We start from the raw sequence: 20,150 nt of genomic DNA, 5'->3' as shown, positions 1-20,150 counted from the left end.
CATTTTACAAACCTCCGTTTTTCCGCAGATAACGCCTCTGGTGTCCCTTAGCCTCCAGGTTCCTCGTCTCCTCCCCCTTTCTACCTGCACATCATCCTCTACCCCGCCGGAAAATTTATAAATTTTAGTATCTCAAAAAAAAGCCCGGAAGGCCGAAAGCCTCCCGGACATCATAAAACCATTTAAAACGTAATACTGCTCCCTCTCAATTACTCCATCCTTGCGTCTTTCTCGAAAATCGGCATCATCCGCCGCTTCCCTTTTCTAAACACCGCCAGCTCGGTATACCCCAGCTCTACCGCGTCGGCCAAAGCGCTATCCAGTAACGTTCCAATGTCGTCCGGAAAGTGGGCGTCCGAGGATAACGTCAGCGGAACCTGATATTCGGCCAACACGGACAGAAACAAGGGGCTGGGGCAGCTTTCCGCAATGGGATACCGGTAAGCCAGGCCGGTATTAATTTCGGTAATGACCCCGCTCTGCACCATGATCTCGGCAATTTGCCGGTAATACGGCAGCAGTTCCTTCTCGTTGGCCGGGCGGAAGCCGAAGACCTTCAGGTTGTCCGGGTGGGCGATAATATGGAATAAACCCGACTCACAGGCTTGTTTTAACAATTCATAATAGGCCGCGTAGGTTTGCACGGGTTCTCTCCCGTCAAATCCAGCCTTTGCCTCGGGATTGTCAAAGCCCCAGCCTTCCAGGAAATGCACGGATCCGATGACGTAGTCCCAATCATAGTTCGCCAGCAACGCGCCAAGCTCCGCTTCGCCGCCGGGGAAGAAATCCGCCTCAATGCCAAGCGCCAGATCCGGCCTTGTTTTCTTCGCTTCCGTGACAAAGTCCACGAAGTCCGCAAGCGACGCGACGCAAACCTGATCAAGCCACGTACGCTGCAGCTTTCCGACAGGGCTGTCATCCAGCAGCATGTGTTTTTCATAGTAGGGCCGGCATTCCCGAAAACGGTATAAATGATCCACGACTCCAAACTCTTGAATGCCCCGCTCACGCCCCGTGGTTAAATAGCGGTCCAGCCATTCCTCACTGTAGCATCCCTGCCGCATTCTGCGAGACAACAGCTGCGCCATTTCCTCCGCATACGGAAGCGCATGATGGCCCAGCGCCCGATCCGGCTTCGGTTCCGTCGAAGACAACCCTTGCAAAGTGCGCGATAACCAGCGTAACGAATACGGGCCTTCCTCCAAATGAAAATGCAAATCAACCTTCATCCGCCATATCCCCCTTGTCTAATCCCATTTCACCATGGCCTCGGAAGGCTTAATCCCTAAATAATGGCACATTAACGGGGCCAGTAGCAGCTGCGATAACCCCCGCGCGTCATCAAGCATGGAAGCAGGGATCGGCAGCTCGCCAAAAACATAAAGCGGGACATTCCGTTCCTCCGGCTCCGTTCCCCCATGCTGTCCCATCGCATTCATCCCATGGTCCGATGTGACGATGACCTGATATCCCTGCGATTTCCATAGCGGAACCAACGTGGCCAGCATCCCGTCAACCGCACGCACGGCGCCTTCATATTGCTTGCTTTCCCCGCCGTGCTTGTGGCCCATATCGTCGATGTTCATCGAGTGGATATATAAAAAATGCGGATCATGCGCCAAACGCAAATGCTCGGCATCGCTAAACAGATGGCTGTCCGGATAGTGATCCTCGTAATAAAAAATACCGTGTTGGACCGGTTTGCTCTCATCATGCTGATGACGGTCCGTAACAGGATTGAACGGAGCGCTGTTATACAACTCGCTAACCCAATGATACGCAGCAGCAGCCGTCCTTAAGCCCGCCCCCACAGCGAGCTGAAACACGCTCCGCTCATGGCTTAGCCGGGCGATATGATTGGCCGTGATGCCGTTTTTCGCGGCTGTCGTGCCGGTCAGCAACACTTCATAGAGCGGGCGCGACAGGCTGGGCAGCTGCGATTGAACCTGATAACAGGCGGCCTCCCCCTGCTCCACCAAATGCTCTATGTACCCCAAATACTTGCGGGCGGCATCATATCTTAATCCGTCCAAAACAACGACAACGAGCTTAGCTTCCGTGCCGTTCATTCTGTTCTCCCCCTTCATTTTGCTTCGATCCACTGGATATGATTGCTCCGGAGCGTCTGCACCCATTCCTTCGGCACAGCCGCGTCGCTAACGATCGCGTGAACTTTGTCCAGCGGGGCAATCTCCACAAAAGCTTCTTTATCCAGCTTGGATTCATCGGCCAATACAATCGTCCGGTAAGCCGCCTCGATCATTCGCCGTGACATCCCCGTTTCGTTGATATCGTAATCACTGATGCCCCGTTCCAAGGAAATCCCCCCGATAGAGATAAAAGCCTTGTCGACCCGGAATTGCGACATGACGCTTTCGCCGATCGTTCCCGACATCGACTGCTGCTCCGGATTCAATTCCCCGCCGATTACGAAAATTTTTCCGGAAAACCTCCCGCTAGTGAGCGACTCCATTAAATGATAGGCCACGGCCAGCGAGTTCGTCAGAATCGTCAACCGTTCCCGCCCGGCAATGGCTTTGGCCAGCTCCAGCGTCGTCGTGCCGATGTCGATCGCGATCGTGTCGCCGGATTCGATCAACTCGGCGGCTGCGCGGCCGATCCGTTCTTTTTCCTCCGCCTTCACCTTCTGGCGCTGCAGATAAGGGGGCTCGAAGCTCGTCAGTTTGGGGAGCAACGCGCCGCCGTAGACTCTTTTGGCCAGACCTTCTTTTTCCAATAAAATCAGATCACGGCGAACGGTTTCCTCCGAAACGGTAAACAACTGCGATAATTCCGGCACCTTCACCTGACCCTCTTGCTTCAATTGCTCCATGATCACGCGTTTGCGTTCCTCGGATGAAATCGACAAATCCTTAAGCCCCTTCCTTCTCAAGCTGCAGCAGCTGCGAATGGTCCAAAGCCAGGTTTACCGGGCTATTGTCGCCGAGCCGCGGAGAACGGCCGTCATTCAGCGCGTCGACCGTCAGCCTGATGCCTGCGGCATCGATGGCATAACGGATCACGTTGCCCAAAATAGACGCCGAATGAACGGTCCCCTCCACGACCTGTTTGCCCGCATCTGCTTGTTCGTCCACGTCCCCCCGATCCTTGCTTGCCAGGACCAGCGATTCCGGCCGGATAGCGAAGCTCTCCGCCTCACTCTCGACGGTCCCGAACAGCCGCAGTGCCTCGGCGCGGGACAGCACATTGTAGCTGCCCATGAACCGGGCGACAAACTCCGTTTTCGGCGTAGAATACAGTTCCTCCGGCGTACCCTGCTGCACGATGCTTCCTTTATTCATCAAACATACCCGATCGGATAGGGTTAAGGCCTCTTCCTGATCATGGGTCACAAAGATCGTGGTTATGTTGAATTTTTTCTGGATCTCGCGGATTTCGGTGCGCAGGTTTTTGCGGATTTTTGCGTCGAGTGCGCTCAGCGGTTCATCCAAGAGCAGAACCTTGGGCTGCACGGCCAGGGAACGGGCGAGCGCCACGCGCTGCTGCTGCCCTCCCGACAGATGCTGGGGATACGCATCCCGTTTGTCTGTCATATCGATGAGCTCCAGCAATTCCTCGGCTCTTTGGCGTCTGGCATCCTTGGAGGCTCCCCGCATTTTCATCCCGTATCCAATATTTTCACTAACCGTCATGTTGGGAAACAGGGCATAAGATTGAAACACCATGCCGATCTCCCGGCTGCACGGGGGCAAGTTGACAATATCCTTATCGTCTAGCCAAATCTGCCCGTCACTTAGCTCCGTCAGACCCGCAATGCAGCGCAGCAGCGTGCTTTTTCCACAGCCGGAAGGCCCCAGCAGGGTGACAAGCTCCCCCTCGCGGATATCCAAATTCACCTGGTTCAGCACCGTCATATCTCCGAATTGCTTGCGGATGCCTGCCAGCTTCAAATAAGGTTTCATTCCGAGATCCCCCTGTTCACTTTGTTGCCGAGCTTCATCAGAACCATGGACAGCGCCAGAATAAACAGAAAGTAGGAAATCGCGATCGCGCTGGCCAAATGCCCGCTTTCATTCATCCTGCGGGCCAGATACACCTGAATGGTCTGAATATGTCCCCCCACCAGCATGTTCGTTACGACGAATTCGCCAAACAGGACAGAGAAGGACAATAAAGTCGAGGTCATCACCCCGGGCCAGATATTCGGCAAAATTACGCCGACAAAAGCCTTGATCCGGCTGGCGCCCAGCATCTCCGCGGCATTCAGCAGCTCCACCGCCGAAACGGTCAGCAGGCTGTTGCGGATGCCTTGATACATATACGGCAAAATGACGATGAAATACGCGCCGATCAGAATATAGGCGGTGCCTGAAATGTTAAGCGGTCCGGAAGAGTAGGCGCGAATCAGTCCTACGGCGGCGACGACGCCGGGCACGGCATAAGGGAGTACGACGATCCCTTTCATGAAGCTTTCCAGCCGCGGCAAATATACGGTGATGATAAACACGGCCGGCAGCATAACCGCAAGGCAGAGCGCCACGCTGATCAGGCATAAATAGAAAGATTTCCACAGCGCATCCAGAAATCGTGTATCCTGAAACATCTCGCCGAACCATTCCAGCGTCCAGCTCTCCGGCAGGATAGTGGCCTGCCATTCCTTGGCGAACGCATAAATCAGCGTGGCCAGCAAAGGAAGGAGCAAATAGACCATCAGCAACAGCATAAGCGAACGATGTCCCCAGCCGGCTTTCCTGCTTGGCGACTCCATCACAATTCCTCCTTCAAGGCCGAGGATTTCAGCTTGGGCCATTTCCGCGAGCTGCGGGCTTTTGGCGTAACGAAGCCGGATTGAAACCGGTTTGAGCGCTGGGTCATCTTATGATTCAAAAAGACCGCCAGCAGAGTCGATAACGCCATAATCACCGCGAGCGCATTACCCAGCTGCGGTTCGTTCACTACGTCGCCCGAGACCAGGTTGCCGATCCGCACGGCGAGCAAATTGAAATTGCTTCCGACCAGGGCATAAGCCGTCGCGTACGCCCCCATGCTGTTGGCGAACAAAATCCCCAGCGTCCCGAATACAGCCGGCATAAGCACCGGGATGCCGATCGTCCGCCAAAACTGCCACGTACTGGCGCCGAGGAGCGCCGCCGCCTCCTTCCACTGCTCGCGAATCCCGTAAAAGGAAGGGTACAGCAGCAATAAAGCAAGGGGAACCTGAAAATAAACATAAACCAGCACAAGTCCCGACCAGCTGTATAAATTAAAACCGTCGAACACGCTCCAGCCCCACTGCTTAAAGAGCAAGGTAAATACCCCGTTGCTGCCCAGCAAAATAATATAAGCGAAGGCCAGCGGAACGCCGGCAAAATTCGAGGTCATATTGGATAACATGATCAAACGATCCCGCATCTTGGGCGCGAATCGCGTCACGGAATAAGCGCAAATCAGCCCCACGGCAACCCCGATCACGCTGGAAAACACCGAAATCAGCAGACTGTTCTTGATCGCTTTGAGATAATAATCGCTTTGCAGAATTCTGGCATAATAATCGAACGTAATACCTGAGCCGTCCCCTTGGCTAATGCTTCCCGTCAGCATCGACAGGATGGGGACCAGTTGGAACAGGGCGATCATCACGGCAAAAGGAACCAGTCCGAGCAAAAACCAGCGATTTTTACGCTTCACGCCTCTCCCTCCCCTACTTGAATAACCCCACAAACATACAAATTCTATAAGGGGCGCCATTCGTACAGGACGATGGCGCTCCACCTAGGACTTCAATCGTTTGAACTCGGATTAGTTCATGTGCACAAGCACGCGCTCCTGCCACAGCTGAGGAAGCTGCTTCGCCGTTTCTTCCCAAGCCTTGTAATCGCTGACCGGCTTAACGTTGGCATAGGCTTCGGCAGGCAGCAGCTTGGCCGCCACATCCTCGGGCAGCTGAACGCTTTCGCGGATCGGTCTGGCGTACCCTTTTGCCAGGTTGATTTGACCTTCATCGCTCAAAATATACTCGCGTGCCAGTTTGGCGGCATTCGGATGCGGCGCGTATTTGTTGATGATCGTGGCGTAACCGCTGACGACGCTGCCTTCCTTGGGAATGGCGACGTTGAACTTATCCACGCCGCCCAGTTGATCTCTATAGTTCAGCGCGTTGAAGTCCCAGAACAGGGTCACTTGCACTTCGCCCTTCTCGATGTTGGCCAGCGAAGCCTCGGCATTGGACAGGCGTCCCTTTTTGGCCAGATCTTCAAAATAAGCGATCCCCGGCTCGATGTTCGTTTCATCGCCGCCGTAAGCCATTGCGGCCGCCAACACGGCCATTTGCGCTTGCGCCGCTTTCGTGACGTCGCCAACGATGATTTTATAGTCGCCGTTCTTCAGATCTTCCCAGCTTTGCGGCGCCTGCTTCACCAAATCCGTGTTGGTGAAGATCGCGATCGATCCCGTATAGCCTACGACCCAGTGCCCGTCCTTATCCTTGGCCCAATCCGGAATCTCATCCCAATACGAGGTTTTGTAGGGTTGAGTTACCCCTTTATCCACTGCTACCGGCCCAAAGGCGATGCCCACGTCACCGATATCCGCGGTCGGCTTGTCCTTCTCGGCCTCGAATTTGTTGATTTCATCGGCGCTCGACATGTCCGTGTCCGTATGCTGCAGTGAATACTTGGTTAGCAGGTCCGCCCACGTGTCTTTCCAGTTCGCCCATGAATCCGGCATACCGACGCTGACGACGGAGCCTTCTTCCTTCGCCTTCTTCTCCAGATCAGCCAATGAGATTTCCTCGGCCGGAGCTCCGGCGCCAGCATTGGCACCTGCATTGGCGGCGGCATTTCCGCTTGTGTTTGAGCTTCCCTCTTTACCGCCGCCGGCTCCACAAGCTGCAAGCATCAAAACAAACAAGGACAGAACAAGGCCAAACGCCAGTCGCTTCTTTAACCATGATTTCATGTTTTCTTCGCACTCCCTGTGGATTATTGTGGGTTTAATATGTATTTCTGTTGGTTTCAACCCAATTAGAGTATAGGTAGGGACTGTTTGCGCTGGATTAAAAGAGTTGTTTAAGTTTATTAAAATCGTAGACATGGCGGAAATGGGTACTGACGAATGAATAGTTGCAAAACGTACAACTAGATTTCAACAAAACAGCGGGTTAACACGTTTAATTGCATTTCATGCAACTACACCCCAGCATTTGCACCAGCCCTATGAATAGGGCAGATTTAATTGCATGATTTACATTTAAAAAGCGTCTCACCCCGTTTTCCGATGAGTAACTGTATCTTTTACAACTATTCAACGGCGCACCCCCCAGACAGAGCAGAATCGGAGAAGTTCAAGAAAAACGCATGACCGTGTTCTTTAATGGCTCTGACTTCTACTATGGAGCGATTGGAGGCTCTTCCTAAACTTTGGACCCTACTCTAACGGACACCAGCGACCTTATCCGCCCATTTCCCGGGTATTTCCCAGCCTAACGGACACAGGCGACCCTAATTTCGCTCTAAACCCGTTCATCCAGGCCGATTTGAGGTAAATAAGGTCGTCTGTGTCCGTTACATTTTGCAAACCTCCATTTTTCCTCAAATAACGGCTCTGGTGTCCCTTAGCCCCCTCCAGGTCCTCTTCTCCTCCCCTCTTTACCTGCGCATCGCCCTCTACTATAAATTAGAAAAACCGCCAGGGAAGATCACCCTGACGGTCCTTTTAGACTTTCTGATCCTAGCTTACAACCCGCTCGATATGAATGGTCAAATACAGCATCTCTTCATTCGTCAGCTCGCGATGATAGGTTTTGCGGATGTAGACCTTGATTCGCTCCACGCAGGCGAAGGCTTCCCTGTACTGTTCCTTGACCATCCCAAACAGGGCGTTGTCCGTACTGGTGATGTCGGTCCCGTTGATCAGCCGCTGGGCAAAAAATTTCAGATGCGTAATGAAGCGGAAATAAGCCAATGACTCCTCGTCGTATTCGATGCCGAAATGCTTGCGGACAATAGACAGAACATCATGCATCACCTTGGTGATATCGACCATATTGCCCATGTTCTCATTAAGCTCGGCATTCACCAGATGAAGGGCGATCTGCGCCGCTTCATCCTCGGGGAGCACGACGCCGAGATCCTGGCGCAACATTTTCAGCGCCTCAAGTCCGACCTCGAACTCTTCCTTATAAAAATGCTTGACCTCCCACAAGAGCGGATTTTTAATGTCCATGCCCTTGAAGGCGCGCTTGATGGCAAAACTGATGTGGTCCGTAAGCGTAACATAAATGCTGTCATGCAGGATTTTGCCCAGGTGCAGCTTGGCATATTGGATGATCTTCTCGGATGCTTCCATATGCTCCATCGGAATCTCGGCCAGTAGGGTCTGGAGCTTCTCGGACAATCCCTTGTTGTCCAAAGTGAACATCTTTTCGATCTTGTCCTTGTCGACCTGGTCTCCGGCCTTCTTCTGGAAGGCGATTCCCTTCCCCATAATGACCGATTCCTTGCGATTTTCGTTCACGACGATGATCACATTATTGTTCAGTACTCGCTCTATTCGCATCCGAATCATCCTTTGCCTTTAGGAGGATTTCTCCGTTCGTAGCAATGATTTGCCGATACCAGTCAAAGCTCTTCTTCTTCATTCTCCGTAATGTGCCCCGGCCTTCATTGTCTTTATCCACATGGATGAAGCCGTACCGCTTGTTCATTTCGCCGGTGCCCGCGCTGACGATATCGATCGGCCCCCACCAGGTGTAGCCCATGATCTCGCATCCGTCCTGGATTGCCTGATGGAGTTCGAGCAGATGCTGATTCAAATATTGCATGCGGCTGTCATCGGCGATCGTGCCGTCCGCACCGATTTCATCCTTGTCCCCGAACCCGTTCTCCACGATGAAAATCGGCTTCCGGTAGCGGTCGTAGATTTCATTGCACACATACCGCAGCCCCTTGGGATCAATGGGCCAGCCCCACGAGGTTTTGGTGAGATAGGGGTTGTCCAGGCCCATAATCCCGCCGGTGTTGCCCAGGATAGGCATCCCCGCCTTATGGGTCGTGCTGCGGTAGTAGCTGAATCCGATATAGTCGGCCGGATAGGCCCTAATCAGCTCCAAATCGCCCGGTTCGATGGCGAGCTCAATGCCATGCTCTCTGAAAATCCGCTCCGCATATCGTGGATATTCCCCGTGCAGCAGCACGTCCGAGTAGAAAAGCGAGCGGCGTCTCAGCTCATAAGTCTCGAACACATCATCCGGATGACAGGAGTTCGGATAGATGATGCTCAAGGAGAGCATGCAGCCCATGCGGGCGCCGGGGATGATCTCGCGCAGCAGCTTGGTGGCGGCGGCGCTGGCTACGAACAGATGGTGGCTCGCCTGATAAATATCCTGCAGCTTCCGCTCCGGGTTGCGCAGCTCGATCCCCCCCGCCGCCAGCGGAATCGTATGCATATGATTGATTTCGTTGAAGCCCATCCAATACTTGACCTTGCTTTTGTAGCGCTTGAAGATGACTTCGCAATACCGCGTAAAAAAAGCCACGAGCTTCCGGTTCGTCCAGCCGCCGTATTCCCGCACCAGATGCAGCGGAGTCTCAAAGTGGGAAATCGTAATGACCGGCTCGATGCCATGCTTGAGCAGTTCATCGAACAGGTTGTCGTAGAATTGCAGGCCCGCTTCGTTAGGCTGCTGTTCATCCCCGTTGGGGAAAATCCGCGACCAGGCAATCGAAGTGCGCAGGCACTTGAAGCCCATTTCCGCGAACAGAGCCACATCCTCCTTGTAGCGATGATAGAAGTCGATGGCCTCATGGCTCGGATAATAGGCATTCGGATCAATTGCCTCATTCAACACGCCGTTGACGATCCCATGCCTTAACGCATCGTTGATCGAAGGCCCTCTCCCATCCTCATTCCAGGCGCCTTCGGCCTGATTGGCAGCGATAGCGCCGCCCCACAGAAAATGTTCCGGAAACGATGTTGTCGAGATCATATATTTTCCTCCGTTTCAGTTTAAATGGTAAGGTTCAACTAAAGCTGTTCGCCCTGGCTTGCGATGACCTGTTTGTACCAATAAAAGCTATCCTTCTTGATCCGGCGCAGCTCCTTGGCATCCGTCTCATCCCGGTCCACATAGATGAAGCCGTAACGCTTCTGATACCCGTTCAGCCAGCTCAGCAGGTCGGTGAATGACCAGGAGCAGTAGCCGATAACCTCCACTCCGTCCGTAATCGCATCCCGAATCGCGGAGATATGGCTGCGGAGATACTCAATGCGGTAATCGTCATGAATGACATCTCCCGGTTCCAGTTTGTCGAATTCGCCGAGGCCATTTTCGGTAATAAAAACCGGCAGCCGGTAGCGGCTCGTGATTCTGCGCAAACCGACCCGCAGCCCCTGGGGATCGATATCCCAGTCCCAATTGGTGGTTTCCACGTAGGGATTGGCGGTGGTTTTGTACATGCCCGGGATGCCGGTCGGCTTGGTCGAACCCTTTGCCCCGGTCGTATTTTTGTGCCCAAGCTCCAACCGCTGCTGCAGTCCGTACTGCTCAACCGTCGTGGTCCGATAATAATTGACGCCCATGAAATCGGGCTTGGCCGAGGCCAGAAGCTCGAAGTCACCTTCGTGAATCGCCGGAGCGAGTCCATTATCCTCCAGGTACGCCCAGGCGGCGGCCGGGTAACGTCCCCATGCGTAGATGTCCATCCAGAAGTAATTGTTCAGCTCCTCGCTGTTTTCGTAAGCCAAAATGTTTGCCGGATCGGAATTAACCGGATAGTAAGGCTTGTAGGCAAAGCTGGGGCCGATCAACCCGCCCGGCACAATCTCACGAAACGAACGAATCACGGTGGCATTCGCCAGATTGGCAATATGATTCACCTCGTACATGCGTTTGCGGTCCCGCACGCCCGGAGGATGCAGCCCGGTCTCGTAGCCGTAGCTGACAAAATAATTTTGTTCATTGAGCGACACCCAGTACTTTACCCGGTCCCCGTAGCGCTTGAAAAGAGTCACGGCATAGTTGTTGAAATCCTCGATCATCCGCCGCGATTCCCAGCCGCCGTATTCATCCATCAGCGCCTGGGGCAGGTCCCAATGATACAAGGTCAGAACCGGCTCAATCCCGTGCGCGATCAATTCATTAATCAGGTCGTCGTAAAAAGCCAGCCCCCGTTCGTTGGCTTCCCCCCGTCCCGCCGGATAAATACGGCTCCAGGCGACGGAGAAGCGGTACGCTTTTAAGCCCTGCTCGGCCATCAGCGCAATGTCTTCTTTGTAGCGATGATAGTGATCGACGGCGACATCGCCGTTCGAGCCCTTGAACGTGGTTCCTTCCTGTTTCGTAAAGACATCCCACACGGAAGGTCCTTTGCCGTCGGCATCCCAGGCTCCTTCGACCTGGTAAGCCGCCGATGCCGAGCCCCATAAAAAGCCGGCAGGAAACGGCGCTTTGCTGCGATGTTCCATATGTTGAACCTCCTCCTAAGCGTAAATTTGCCGCATTCTTGATAAATCTTGATAAGTGTTCAAAAAGTCAGATTTTCAGCACCGAGAAGGTTACTACCTTTTAACGGAGCTCCAGCAGCGGTTCGCGGTACAGCACCTGCCGCTTGGCGGTGACCTCAACGGTAGTGAATGTATTCATATTCGTGATAATGATCGGCGTGGTCAGTTCCAGGCCCGCTTCCCGGATCGCTTCGGGGTCGAATTCCAGCAGCAAATCTCCTTCGCGGACCTGCTGATTTTCAGCGACTTTCACCTCGAATGGCGCTCCTTTTAATTTCACGGTGTTTAATCCCACATGGATCAGCAGTTCAAAGCCATCCGCCGCCGTGATGCCGATGGCATGCTTGCTTTTGGCGATTGAGGTGATGGTACCGGATACCGGGGCGTAAATTTTGCCTTCCTCGGGGAGGATGGCTACCCCGTCTCCCATCGCTCCGGACGAGAAGACCTGATCGGACACCTCTTGAAGCGGGATGATTTGGCCGCTGACCGGTGCGGATACGCCGGAAACATCACTTCCTGCCGCCGGCACCGCCGGGCTTGGGTTATTTTTATTTTCGCCAGTTGCCACCGGGTTCTTGGACTTGTCTTCATCAATCTGCTCTTCAAAGCCCAAAATGTAAGTCAGCACCGCCGTGATGACAAAAGAAGCCGTAATGCCGATCAGGAAATACACGAACGTATCCGTCGCAAAGGCGGGCAGCGTGGTCACCGCCGGGAAAACATAAGCCAGCACGGTACTGTGGAACGCGCCGATGAAGGCTCCGCCGATGACACCGCCAATGATTTGTGCGATCAAGGGCCGCTTCAGCTTGACGGAGATGCCGTAAACGATCGGCTCGGTTACTCCGGCCAGAATGGACGGCGCCAGCGCCGACAAGGCGTACGCCTTCAGCTTCTTGTCCTTGGCCTTGAGGAATACCCCCAACGCCGCGCCGGAAGAAGCGAAGGTGGCTGCCGCGGACGGCGGCTTGATCGTATCGAAGCCGTGAAGGCTGAGATTGTTCAGCATAGCCGGGACGATTCCCCAATGAAGGCCGAACATCACGAGCAGCGTCCAGCCGCCTCCGATCAGGGCGCCCATGACCAGTCCGCTGGAGCTGCTCAAATAGTTAATGCCGGAAGCGATGCCGTTCCCCAGATAGACGCCGACCGGACCGATCGCCGCGGCGGCCAGCGGCACCATGATCAGCAGCGACACCAGCGGGACGGCGAACATCTGGATGTTGGCCGGGATGATTTTTTTCAGATACCGTTCCATATGGGAATAAACCCAGATCGTCAGCATGGCCGGAATCAGCGTGCCGGTGTAGGACATCAGCACGACCGGAATGTTGAGGAAACGGGTGACGTCCCCGATGTTCTCCATCAGTCCGGTAAAATTCGGCTCCAGCAAAGCGCCCATAATCGTCAGGGACACAAACATGTTTGCGCCGAAATAGCGGGCCGTGGAAATCGCCAGCAGCAAAGGCAGGAAATAAAACACGCTGTTGCCGGCGGCGGCCAAAATTTTGTAAGTGCTGCTGTCCTGCGCCAAGATCCCCAAGGTCGTGCTGAGAATGACAAGCACCGCTTTCAGCATTCCCGCGCCGGCCAAGGCGGGCACGATCGGTGTCATGATGCCGGACATCGTGTTGAAGAAGCGGGTGATGAGGTTGCCTGTTTTTTCGCTTTTGGCATCCTCTTTGGCTTCTCCCGCCGGCTTGATATCATGGTTCGCGATAATTTCTTTGTAAACGGCATTCACATCATTCCCAATGACGACCTGAAGCTGTCCGTTGCCTTGAACCACCGTAATAACTCCATCCAATCGCTCCAGCTGCTGCTTGTCCGCCTTGCCGAAATCCTTCAGCTTGAACCGCAGCCGCGTCATGCAATGATACAGCTCGGTAACGTTCTTCTCCCCGCCCACATGCTCCACGATGCGGTTGGAGAGCTCTGTAAACTTGCCCATCGTTCATCCCCCTTAACATTCATTGTTGTCTTTGGGGAGTCCCCCGGAAAACACAAAAAGACCTAAATCGTAAGAGTCCCCGGAATAGACGTACGTATCCCAAGCTCTACAATTTAGGTCTTGCCTGCATCACCAGTAACAATCCCGTATTCGGTTAAGTTGTTGCACCATCAAGTTAGCATAGAATCATTTTCATGTCAACGCTTTCTTTTTTGTTCCTTTTTTCGCCTCTTGTAAGAGCGTCATAGATTGGGATAAGATAGCCTTACATTTTAGGGGTTGTTCAAAAAGTCATCTTTTGATCACGAAGCAGGTCATGAAGTGGATTCGACATCGAATCTTGAATTCAGCCGGGCCTTCCGGTGCTCACGTACCCAAAACGTACGCTCCGCTCCTCAGTCCCTAGCTTCATTCAACCTTCTCGGTGCTGAAAACCTGACTTTTTGAACGCATTTTTAGACTTCAAGGAGGCGCAACGAGAGAGAGTTTACCTCTTCACAACACTATGAAAATCATTCACTTCTTCTTGCAAATTGCCGTACTCACTGCATTTTACGGTGCGGGAGTGCTGATTCAGATGCTCAGCAAGGCTCCAATTCCCGGAAGCATCTTCGGACTTGTGCTGCTGTTTCTGGCACTGAAGCTGCGGATCGTTCCCGCCGGATGGCTGGAACATGGAGCCACTTTTATGCAAAAATACATTCCCTTATTCCTGGTGCCGGCGACGGTTGGTGTCATGGATTATTTTCACGTGTTCACTGGAGGCGGACAATGGCTGATTGCGATTGTCGTGCTCAGCACGCTGCTGACCATGATCCTGGCCGGAGCGGTTGCGCAGGTGGCGGGCAGGATCACAGCAAAAAACAAGGAGGCGGCTTCATGCGCGAAATCCTTCTCGAAGCAAGCGTAGCCTTGGGAATTGTCCTGTTGTTCCTGCTGATGAGCGCTCTGTATCGCCGGCTGAAATGGGCCATCCTCGTCCCGACTTTGACCTGCTCGGCGCTTGTGATCGCCTTATTGATGGGGACGCGAACCTCCTACGAAACGTTCATGAGAGGCGGACAGTGGCTGCAATACTGCCTCGGCCCCGCCGTAGTGGCGCTCGCCTATCCGATGTACAAGCAGCTTGACGCGCTGCTTAAAGAATGGAAAGCAGTACTCGCCGGCGCGATCGTTGGCATTGCCGCCGGGATGATCAGCGGAATCTGGTTTGCTTTATGGCTGGGGTATCCCCGGGAACTGCTGATCTCCCTCCTGCCCAAATCGATTACAACACCAGTAGCGATGGAAATCTCCGCGAGCTTGGGGGGCAATGCGCCGATTACCTCCGCTTTTGTGATGATTGCCGGAATTACCGGCGTTGTGCTGGGGCCCATCATCTTCCAATGCTGCGGAATCACCAGCGACATCGGGCGGGGGATCGGCTTCGGCGCCGCTTCCCATGCGCTCGGAACGAGCAAAGCCGCGGAATTCGGCCCGGTCGTCGTGTCCACCAGCACGGTAGCCCTGACCCTTAGCGCCGTGTGCGGCTCCGTGCTGGCGCCGGTGGTCGTGTGGCTGATGTTGTGAACGGGGTCACCCCTTAATCGACCCGATCATCACGCCTTTCTCGAAGTATTTCTGGATAAACGGATAGATCACCAGGATCGGCAGAGTGGACACGATGATGACGCCGTATTTGATCTGGTCGGCATACCGCTGCGCGTACCCGCCGGCATCGCCGCCGGTGCCCGCGCCGTTTGCAAACACCTGGTTGGACAGCAGGATGTCGCGCAGCACGATCTGCAGCGGCTGCAGGTCGTTGTCACGAATGTAGATCAGCGCGGTAAAAAAATCGTTCCAGTGCCCGACCAGATAGTACAGGCCGATCACGGAGACCAGCGCCTTCGACAGCGGCAGCGCCACCTTCACGAAAAAGGTGAAATGCGAGCAGCCGTCCATCACCGCGGCCTCATGCAGCTCCTGCGGCAGCGACGTTTCAAAGAAAGTGCGGGCGATGATCAAATAAAACACGTTGACGCAAAACGGCAGGATAAACACCCAGATCGTGTTGGTCAGATGCAGGTCTTTCATCAGCAGGTAAGTCGGGATCAGTCCCCCGTTAAAAAACATCGTCACCACAAACAGGAACATGATCACCCGTCTCGCCCGAAATTCCCGCCGGGACAGCACGTAAGCGGCCGGCAGCGTAAACAGCAGGTTGACCAGGGTGCCGAACAAGGTGTAGAACACCGTGTTGCGGTAACCGGTCCAGATCCGCGCGTCCTTGAAAATCTCCTGGTACCCGAACAAGCTGACGTTTTTGGGATAAAACAGCACCTTGCCCGTCGAAACAAGCGTGGAATCGCTGAACGAAGCGATCACGATAAAATACAGCGGATAAACGATCAGCAGAAAAATGACCGTACACACCAACGCTAGAGCCGCTTTAAACGCCAGCTCCTTGCCGTCCAGCCGCACGCCGCCCGCTTTGAACGCGAGTTCCTTCTCCCTGGTCCCCGTTCCAGTTTGCCCCATGTCCTTTCCTCCTCCTTTCGTAAGCTTTTAGAACAGACTCGTTTGCGACGCTTTTTTCGAGATGGCGTTCATGGCGTACAGGAACACGAAGTTAATGAGCGTATTAAACAAACCGATCGCCGAGGCTAAGCTGAACTGGTTCGAGACGATCCCGATTTTGTACACATAGGTGGCAATGACTTCGGAGACCGGAAGATTAAGCGCATTTTGCATCAGGAAAATTTTCTCGAAGCCCGTGCTGAGGATGTTCCCCATGCTGAGAATGAACAAAATGATAATCGTCGGCACAAGCGCCGGGAAATCGACATACCGGATCGTCTGCCAGCGGCTGGCGCCGTCGATTTTGGCGGCGTCGTAGAGCTGGGGATCGACCGTCGACAAGGCGGCCAAATAAATAATGCTGTTCCAGCCGCAATGCTGCCAAATATCCGAAAGCACATACACCGGAATAAAGGTGGAGGTGGAAGCCAGCAGATTGATATGTCCGAGCCCCAGCGAGTTCAGCAAATGGCCGACGACCCCGGTTTCCGGGGACAGCAGCACATTCAGCATGCCGACCAGCACGATGACCGAGATAAAATGCGGCAAATACACCGTCGTTTGCATCAGCTGCTTCATTTTTTTGCGCCGGATTTGATTAAGAATTAACGCCAGCACGATCGGCGCCGGAAAGCCGAGCACAATGCTCGCCAGGCTGATCAAAAACGTGTTCCGCATGAGGCCGGTGAACAGGTAGCTGTCGATAAACTGCTGAAAATACGCCAGCCCCCGCCACGTTCCCCCGGTCAGCCCTTTGCTGAAGTCGTAGTCGCGGAAGGCGAGCTGAATCCCGTACATCGGAATATAGTTAAAAATAAGTATCACGATAATCGCCGGCAGGATCATGATCCACAATTGATAGTCGCGTACGATGTCCTGAAGCCCTTTGCGAGCCTGCATATGTCTCCCGCCCCCTACTGCTTGCTTTTGTATTCGTCGTAGTATTTTTGCATGATTTCCAGGTTTTTCGTGATCCCGGCCTTTTCGGCCTCCTTGACGTAAGCGTCCCATTCCGCCTCGACGCCGCCCTTGGTGACCCACTTGGCAAAGCTGGAATTGGCCAGGTTCATAATGTTCGTGTTGTTCAGGCTAAGCGTGTTGTTGTCCATGGTGGAGTACTTAATAAACATCGCCGGAAAAATATCGTTCGCCAGGTCCGCCTGCAGCGCTTCCTCTAAAGGTTTGGATTGTCCGATTACTTCCTGCATGTCTTTGCCCAGCGTGAGCTGAAGGTCGTCGGAGATATAAAAAGCACCGTGGTCCGCCATCGTCGACGTCCATTTCCACGTGCCCGGGTCCATCTTCGGGTCCGCCGGCGGCAGAACACTGTAGGTACCGTCCCCGTTGTCCTTTATGTTCGGGCCGAGCGAGCCAAACAGCACCTGCATGCCCACCTTCGGGTCGTACAGCTCGTTAATGAAGCGCATGGCCGCTTCCTTGTTTTTGCTCTTCGCCGACATGACGATATGGTTCACGCCATAGTTCAAGTTGTAGTAGTCATAGGTCCAGGCCAGTTTGCCCGTATAATCGGCGGATACCTTCAGCGGCGGCATGGACGCATATTGCGGAGCGAGTTGCTCCCCGAACCGGTCCGACGCTACCCAGCCCCAGGTGAAGCCAACCTTTGCCGTATCGCCTTCCCCGCGGGCGGTCGATTGAAATTTCGTATAGTCGTGGGTAAACACTTCCTTATTGATCAGTCCGGCCTTGTACAGCTTGCCGAGAAAAGCGACCATCGTTTTGTAGCGCTCGTCGATCAGGAAGTTCTTCACTTGGCCGTCTTCGACGAAATAGCCTTCCGCGTTCCCGTCCGATAAGGTGACGCCCATACTGCCCATCAGTACCGCCGGGTTAAAATAGCCGCCGATGCCGCCCGGCCAGTCCATCGGGATTTCATCGTTCGGGTCGCCGTTGCCGTTAGCGTCCTTCTCCTTAAACGCCATAAGCACGTCGTACAGCTCATCCCAGGTCGTCGGCATGTCAAGGCCAAGCTCATCCAGCCATTGCTTGTTAATGTACTGCCGGGCCGAGGCCGCCGGCCAGAACCGCTGATATTTCGGGAGGCCGTAAATTTTGCCGTCCGGCTGAGTGGCGATCAGCTTCGTCTCCGGTTTGTCGGTGAACATAGCCTGTACGTTCGGGGCTTGATCGAGCATCGCCGACAGGTCCTGGAACAATCCCTGGAACTGGGCGAAGTCCGCATCCGTGATGACGTTAGGCCCGATAAACAAATCCGGGATATCCCCGCTCGCCAGCATCGTGCCTTTTTTCTGCCCCCAATCGGAGGTGATCTCCTGCCACTCGATGTCCACGCCGGCGGCCTCCTCCGCCTGCTGCAGCCACTCCATTTCCGCCAGCGGCTTGGTCAGCGGATGCTTCGTCATAATCGCCGTCAGCTTTACCTTTTCTCCCGACGGTTCTCCGGCCCCCGGCGCATTCGCGGTTTCCCCGCTGTTCCCCCCTGAACCGCACCCTGCCAGCAGTATGGCTGTGATCAAGACGAGCGATGTGAAAACGGTTACCTTTTTGCGCATTTCCATACCTCCAAATGTTAGATTTGGACACCGTTCATGCTGGCGCCCGTTTCTGCGGACCGCCGCCGCGCTTTGCCTGGCCGAACCAGGCACTATTGACTTTAAAGGGAGGCTTAGGCCGGCGTAAACGGGCAGTTTTGGAGCGGTATTCAATTTTTGAAAGCGCTTAACTATGAGGGTGTTGTTCAAATTTTGTATATCTTCAAAAAATGCAGCTTGGGGCGAACAAAAAACCGCTGCACCGCCTTTTTGCGGTTAACAGCGGTTCAAGGATGTTGTTTATTCATCCGGATAATTGATTTCTTGGAGATCAAATTGGGTTGAGTGGGCCGAAGCGGATTCATAAGTGGCAAAGTATATTTTATGAAGTTGAAGTAAATTCCAAGTATTTTTATCTTTCAGAAAAGGCGCCTTCTTTTTATACACAATCTCATGCTCCTTTCTGTTTTATTATAACTTTGAAGGAACGGAGGAGTGAATAGAAATATCTTCGGCCCCGCCCGTTCCGTCCTTTGTGAAAGCGTTGACATGATATTCCAATTGTTTTATACTCGATTTAATCTTACTTAGGGTTGTTACTGACCGACAGGCAAAACCTAAGAAAATGATATGTTGGCATCGACATATTATTTTTCTTAGGTTTTTTTGTGTCCGGCCCATCGACGAACTAGGGGGGAACTTATGGAATATAAATACGAACTGGTGCAGACAGATGCATCATTTCCGTTAAAAATCATCGTCCATTCTTCGAATGAACCTGCAAACATTTCGGCGCATTGGCACGATAGCGTAGAGATCTCCTATGTGTTGTCGGGTATGATTGACCATATTTATGTTGATGGCGCTAATTATCGCTCCCAAGCGGGGGACATTGTGCTGATCAATTCCAATGCCATTCATTCCTTTTCCTTGAGCAAAGCGGAGGGAGAGGAGAGAAAAGCGGTTACGGTGCTGATTCCTTATGAATTTATCAAAGAAAATGATCCCGGCAATGGCTTGATTTCATTTGATTGTATATCTATTTGGGAAGCGAATGAACAGCGTTTGCGGCATTTTGCCGAGCTGCGCGAATTGCTGAACGACTTAGTGGCGGCGTACCTGAACCGGGATCAAGACCTTTTTGCCCCTATTCATTTAACTGCCTTATCCTACAAGCTTATATATGTTTTATTCAAGTATTTTAAAAAAACCAATGCGTTTGTTCCTGTTAGAGATTCTCGCAAATATTCGGAGCGGCTATCGTTAATCATGGGTTATATTAAAGCCAACTATGACCAGAACTTGTCTCTAAATGCAATTGCTGAGGTTCTCGGATTATCCTCCGAGTATTTGGCCCGTTTTTTTGTCAAGCATACGGGGGTGACCTTGTTTCAATACATTAATGCCATCCGTTTGGAGCGGGCATTTCGTGATTTGATGAGCACGGATCAGCCTATCATCCAAATTGCGCTTCATCACGGGTTTCCGAATGAGAAATCTTTTACCCGAGTATTTAGGCAGGTTTTTCAGACGACACCGCATCAATATCGAAAAGAGAACAAGACCTACGCGAAGTTAGACGTCAGTAAATGACCCTAAATTGGTTAATAAAAGACAGGCAGGAGATGAAATGAACCACTACAATAATATGTAAGCGTTTTATT

The 20,150-nt window shown here is 53.2% G+C and carries 17 protein-coding genes; 3 read left to right on the top strand and 14 right to left on the bottom strand.

From position 1 onward, the window contains the following. Window positions 1–209: 209 nt before the first annotated feature. The 11 genes from EHV15_RS10900 to EHV15_RS10850 form a co-directional block, all read right to left on the bottom strand. Window positions 210–1,229: a PHP domain-containing protein gene (locus EHV15_RS10900; RefSeq protein WP_128631214.1), complete on the bottom strand. Its 1,020-nt coding sequence runs from the start codon at window positions 1,227–1,229 to the stop codon at window positions 210–212. Between the two features lie 18 nt (window positions 1,230–1,247). Continuing rightward, entirely contained in the window at window positions 1,248–2,069 is an 822-nt protein-coding gene (locus EHV15_RS10895) for an alkaline phosphatase family protein (protein ID WP_128631213.1), read from the bottom strand. A 14-nt stretch (window positions 2,070–2,083) separates the two neighbouring features. Then, complete coding sequence (locus EHV15_RS10890) at window positions 2,084–2,869, bottom strand: DeoR/GlpR family DNA-binding transcription regulator (RefSeq protein ID WP_124333408.1); 786 nt, start codon at window positions 2,867–2,869, stop codon at window positions 2,084–2,086. Window positions 2,870–2,873: 4 nt separating this feature from the next. Further along, window positions 2,874–3,923, bottom strand: a complete 1,050-nt coding sequence (locus EHV15_RS10885) for an ABC transporter ATP-binding protein (RefSeq protein WP_128631212.1) — start codon at window positions 3,921–3,923, stop codon at window positions 2,874–2,876. Then, window positions 3,920–4,729, bottom strand: coding sequence for an ABC transporter permease (locus EHV15_RS10880; protein WP_128631211.1), 810 nt, complete (start codon window positions 4,727–4,729; stop codon window positions 3,920–3,922). The genes EHV15_RS10885 and EHV15_RS10880 overlap by 4 nt, the downstream gene beginning before the upstream one ends. Then, window positions 4,729–5,649 (bottom strand): ABC transporter permease, encoded by a 921-nt coding sequence (locus tag EHV15_RS10875; protein ID WP_124333411.1) that lies wholly within the window; start codon window positions 5,647–5,649, stop codon window positions 4,729–4,731. Before EHV15_RS10875 ends, EHV15_RS10880 begins: the two co-directional genes overlap by 1 nt. Before the next feature lie 111 nt (window positions 5,650–5,760). Further along, window positions 5,761–6,918, bottom strand: a complete 1,158-nt coding sequence (locus tag EHV15_RS10870; RefSeq protein WP_128631210.1) for an ABC transporter substrate-binding protein — start codon at window positions 6,916–6,918, stop codon at window positions 5,761–5,763. 771 nt (window positions 6,919–7,689) lie between these two features. Continuing rightward, on the bottom strand, window positions 7,690–8,517 hold the full coding sequence (gene licT / locus EHV15_RS10865; protein WP_128631209.1) for a BglG family transcription antiterminator LicT: 828 nt from the start codon (window positions 8,515–8,517) through the stop codon (window positions 7,690–7,692). Further along, window positions 8,489–9,946 carry a glycoside hydrolase family 1 protein gene (locus tag EHV15_RS10860; protein WP_128631208.1) on the bottom strand — a complete coding sequence of 486 codons (1,458 nt, stop codon included), beginning with the start codon at window positions 9,944–9,946 and terminating at the stop codon, window positions 8,489–8,491. The genes licT and EHV15_RS10860 overlap by 29 nt, the downstream gene beginning before the upstream one ends. A 38-nt stretch (window positions 9,947–9,984) precedes the next feature. Beyond that, complete coding sequence (locus EHV15_RS10855; RefSeq protein ID WP_128631207.1) at window positions 9,985–11,424, bottom strand: glycoside hydrolase family 1 protein; 1,440 nt, start codon at window positions 11,422–11,424, stop codon at window positions 9,985–9,987. Between the two features lie 100 nt (window positions 11,425–11,524). Further along, complete coding sequence (locus tag EHV15_RS10850; RefSeq protein ID WP_128631206.1) at window positions 11,525–13,417, bottom strand: beta-glucoside-specific PTS transporter subunit IIABC; 1,893 nt, start codon at window positions 13,415–13,417, stop codon at window positions 11,525–11,527. Between the two features lie 505 nt (window positions 13,418–13,922). Between EHV15_RS10850 and EHV15_RS10845 the strand changes: the two genes are divergently transcribed. Both EHV15_RS10845 and EHV15_RS10840 read left to right on the top strand, forming a co-directional pair. Then, on the top strand, window positions 13,923–14,327 hold the full coding sequence (locus EHV15_RS10845; RefSeq protein WP_128631205.1) for a CidA/LrgA family protein: 405 nt from the start codon (window positions 13,923–13,925) through the stop codon (window positions 14,325–14,327). Beyond that, complete coding sequence (locus EHV15_RS10840; protein WP_128631204.1) at window positions 14,297–14,986, top strand: LrgB family protein; 690 nt, start codon at window positions 14,297–14,299, stop codon at window positions 14,984–14,986. The genes EHV15_RS10845 and EHV15_RS10840 overlap by 31 nt, the downstream gene beginning before the upstream one ends. Before the next feature lie 6 nt (window positions 14,987–14,992). Here the strand turns inward: EHV15_RS10840 and EHV15_RS10835 are convergent, their stop codons facing one another. The 3 genes from EHV15_RS10835 to EHV15_RS10825 are packed head-to-tail and all read right to left on the bottom strand — an operon-like array spanning window position 14,993 to window position 18,507. Continuing rightward, the gene (locus EHV15_RS10835) at window positions 14,993–15,934 is read right to left on the bottom strand and encodes a carbohydrate ABC transporter permease (RefSeq protein WP_128631203.1); all 942 of its coding nucleotides are present in this window, start codon (window positions 15,932–15,934) and stop codon (window positions 14,993–14,995) included. A gap of 27 nt (window positions 15,935–15,961) precedes the next feature. Further along, window positions 15,962–16,873 (bottom strand): ABC transporter permease, encoded by a 912-nt coding sequence (locus tag EHV15_RS10830; protein ID WP_128631202.1) that lies wholly within the window; start codon window positions 16,871–16,873, stop codon window positions 15,962–15,964. Between the two features lie 14 nt (window positions 16,874–16,887). After that, window positions 16,888–18,507 (bottom strand): ABC transporter substrate-binding protein, encoded by a 1,620-nt coding sequence (locus tag EHV15_RS10825; protein WP_128631201.1) that lies wholly within the window; start codon window positions 18,505–18,507, stop codon window positions 16,888–16,890. Between the two features lie 681 nt (window positions 18,508–19,188). On the opposite strand from EHV15_RS10825, the gene EHV15_RS10820 reads away from it, so the two are divergent. Beyond that, window positions 19,189–20,079, top strand: coding sequence for a helix-turn-helix domain-containing protein (locus tag EHV15_RS10820; RefSeq protein ID WP_128631200.1), 891 nt, complete (start codon window positions 19,189–19,191; stop codon window positions 20,077–20,079). Window positions 20,080–20,150 lie beyond the last annotated feature (71 nt).

It is taken from the genome of Paenibacillus oralis (assembly GCF_003863965.1).
GTDB classification, from domain to species: Bacteria; Bacillota; Bacilli; order Paenibacillales; family Paenibacillaceae; genus Fontibacillus; species Fontibacillus oralis.
Note: the sequence above shows the minus strand (reverse complement) of the source record. Positions and strands in the feature narration are given on the sequence as shown.

What these genes read in the sequence shown, in the direction of transcription:
- EHV15_RS10900 (WP_128631214.1), bottom strand. Translation starts at nt 1,229, where the DNA reads ATGAAGGTTGATTTGCATTTTCATTTGGAGGAAGGCCCGTATTCGTTA.
- EHV15_RS10895 (WP_128631213.1), bottom strand. Translation starts at nt 2,069, where the DNA reads ATGAACGGCACGGAAGCTAAGCTCGTTGTCGTTGTTTTGGACGGATTA.
- EHV15_RS10885 (WP_128631212.1), bottom strand. Translation starts at nt 3,923, where the DNA reads ATGAAACCTTATTTGAAGCTGGCAGGCATCCGCAAGCAATTCGGAGAT.
- EHV15_RS10880 (WP_128631211.1), bottom strand. Translation starts at nt 4,729, where the DNA reads ATGGAGTCGCCAAGCAGGAAAGCCGGCTGGGGACATCGTTCGCTTATG.
- EHV15_RS10870 (WP_128631210.1), bottom strand. Translation starts at nt 6,918, where the DNA reads ATGAAATCATGGTTAAAGAAGCGACTGGCGTTTGGCCTTGTTCTGTCC.
- licT (WP_128631209.1), bottom strand. Translation starts at nt 8,517, where the DNA reads ATGCGAATAGAGCGAGTACTGAACAATAATGTGATCATCGTCGTGAAC.
- EHV15_RS10860 (WP_128631208.1), bottom strand. Translation starts at nt 9,946, where the DNA reads ATGATCTCGACAACATCGTTTCCGGAACATTTTCTGTGGGGCGGCGCT.
- EHV15_RS10855 (WP_128631207.1), bottom strand. Translation starts at nt 11,424, where the DNA reads ATGGAACATCGCAGCAAAGCGCCGTTTCCTGCCGGCTTTTTATGGGGC.
- EHV15_RS10850 (WP_128631206.1), bottom strand. Translation starts at nt 13,417, where the DNA reads ATGGGCAAGTTTACAGAGCTCTCCAACCGCATCGTGGAGCATGTGGGC.
- EHV15_RS10845 (WP_128631205.1), top strand. Translation starts at nt 13,923, where the DNA reads ATGAAAATCATTCACTTCTTCTTGCAAATTGCCGTACTCACTGCATTT.
- EHV15_RS10840 (WP_128631204.1), top strand. Translation starts at nt 14,297, where the DNA reads ATGCGCGAAATCCTTCTCGAAGCAAGCGTAGCCTTGGGAATTGTCCTG.
- EHV15_RS10835 (WP_128631203.1), bottom strand. Translation starts at nt 15,934, where the DNA reads ATGGGGCAAACTGGAACGGGGACCAGGGAGAAGGAACTCGCGTTCAAA.
- EHV15_RS10830 (WP_128631202.1), bottom strand. Translation starts at nt 16,873, where the DNA reads ATGCAGGCTCGCAAAGGGCTTCAGGACATCGTACGCGACTATCAATTG.
- EHV15_RS10825 (WP_128631201.1), bottom strand. Translation starts at nt 18,507, where the DNA reads ATGCGCAAAAAGGTAACCGTTTTCACATCGCTCGTCTTGATCACAGCC.
- EHV15_RS10820 (WP_128631200.1), top strand. Translation starts at nt 19,189, where the DNA reads ATGGAATATAAATACGAACTGGTGCAGACAGATGCATCATTTCCGTTA.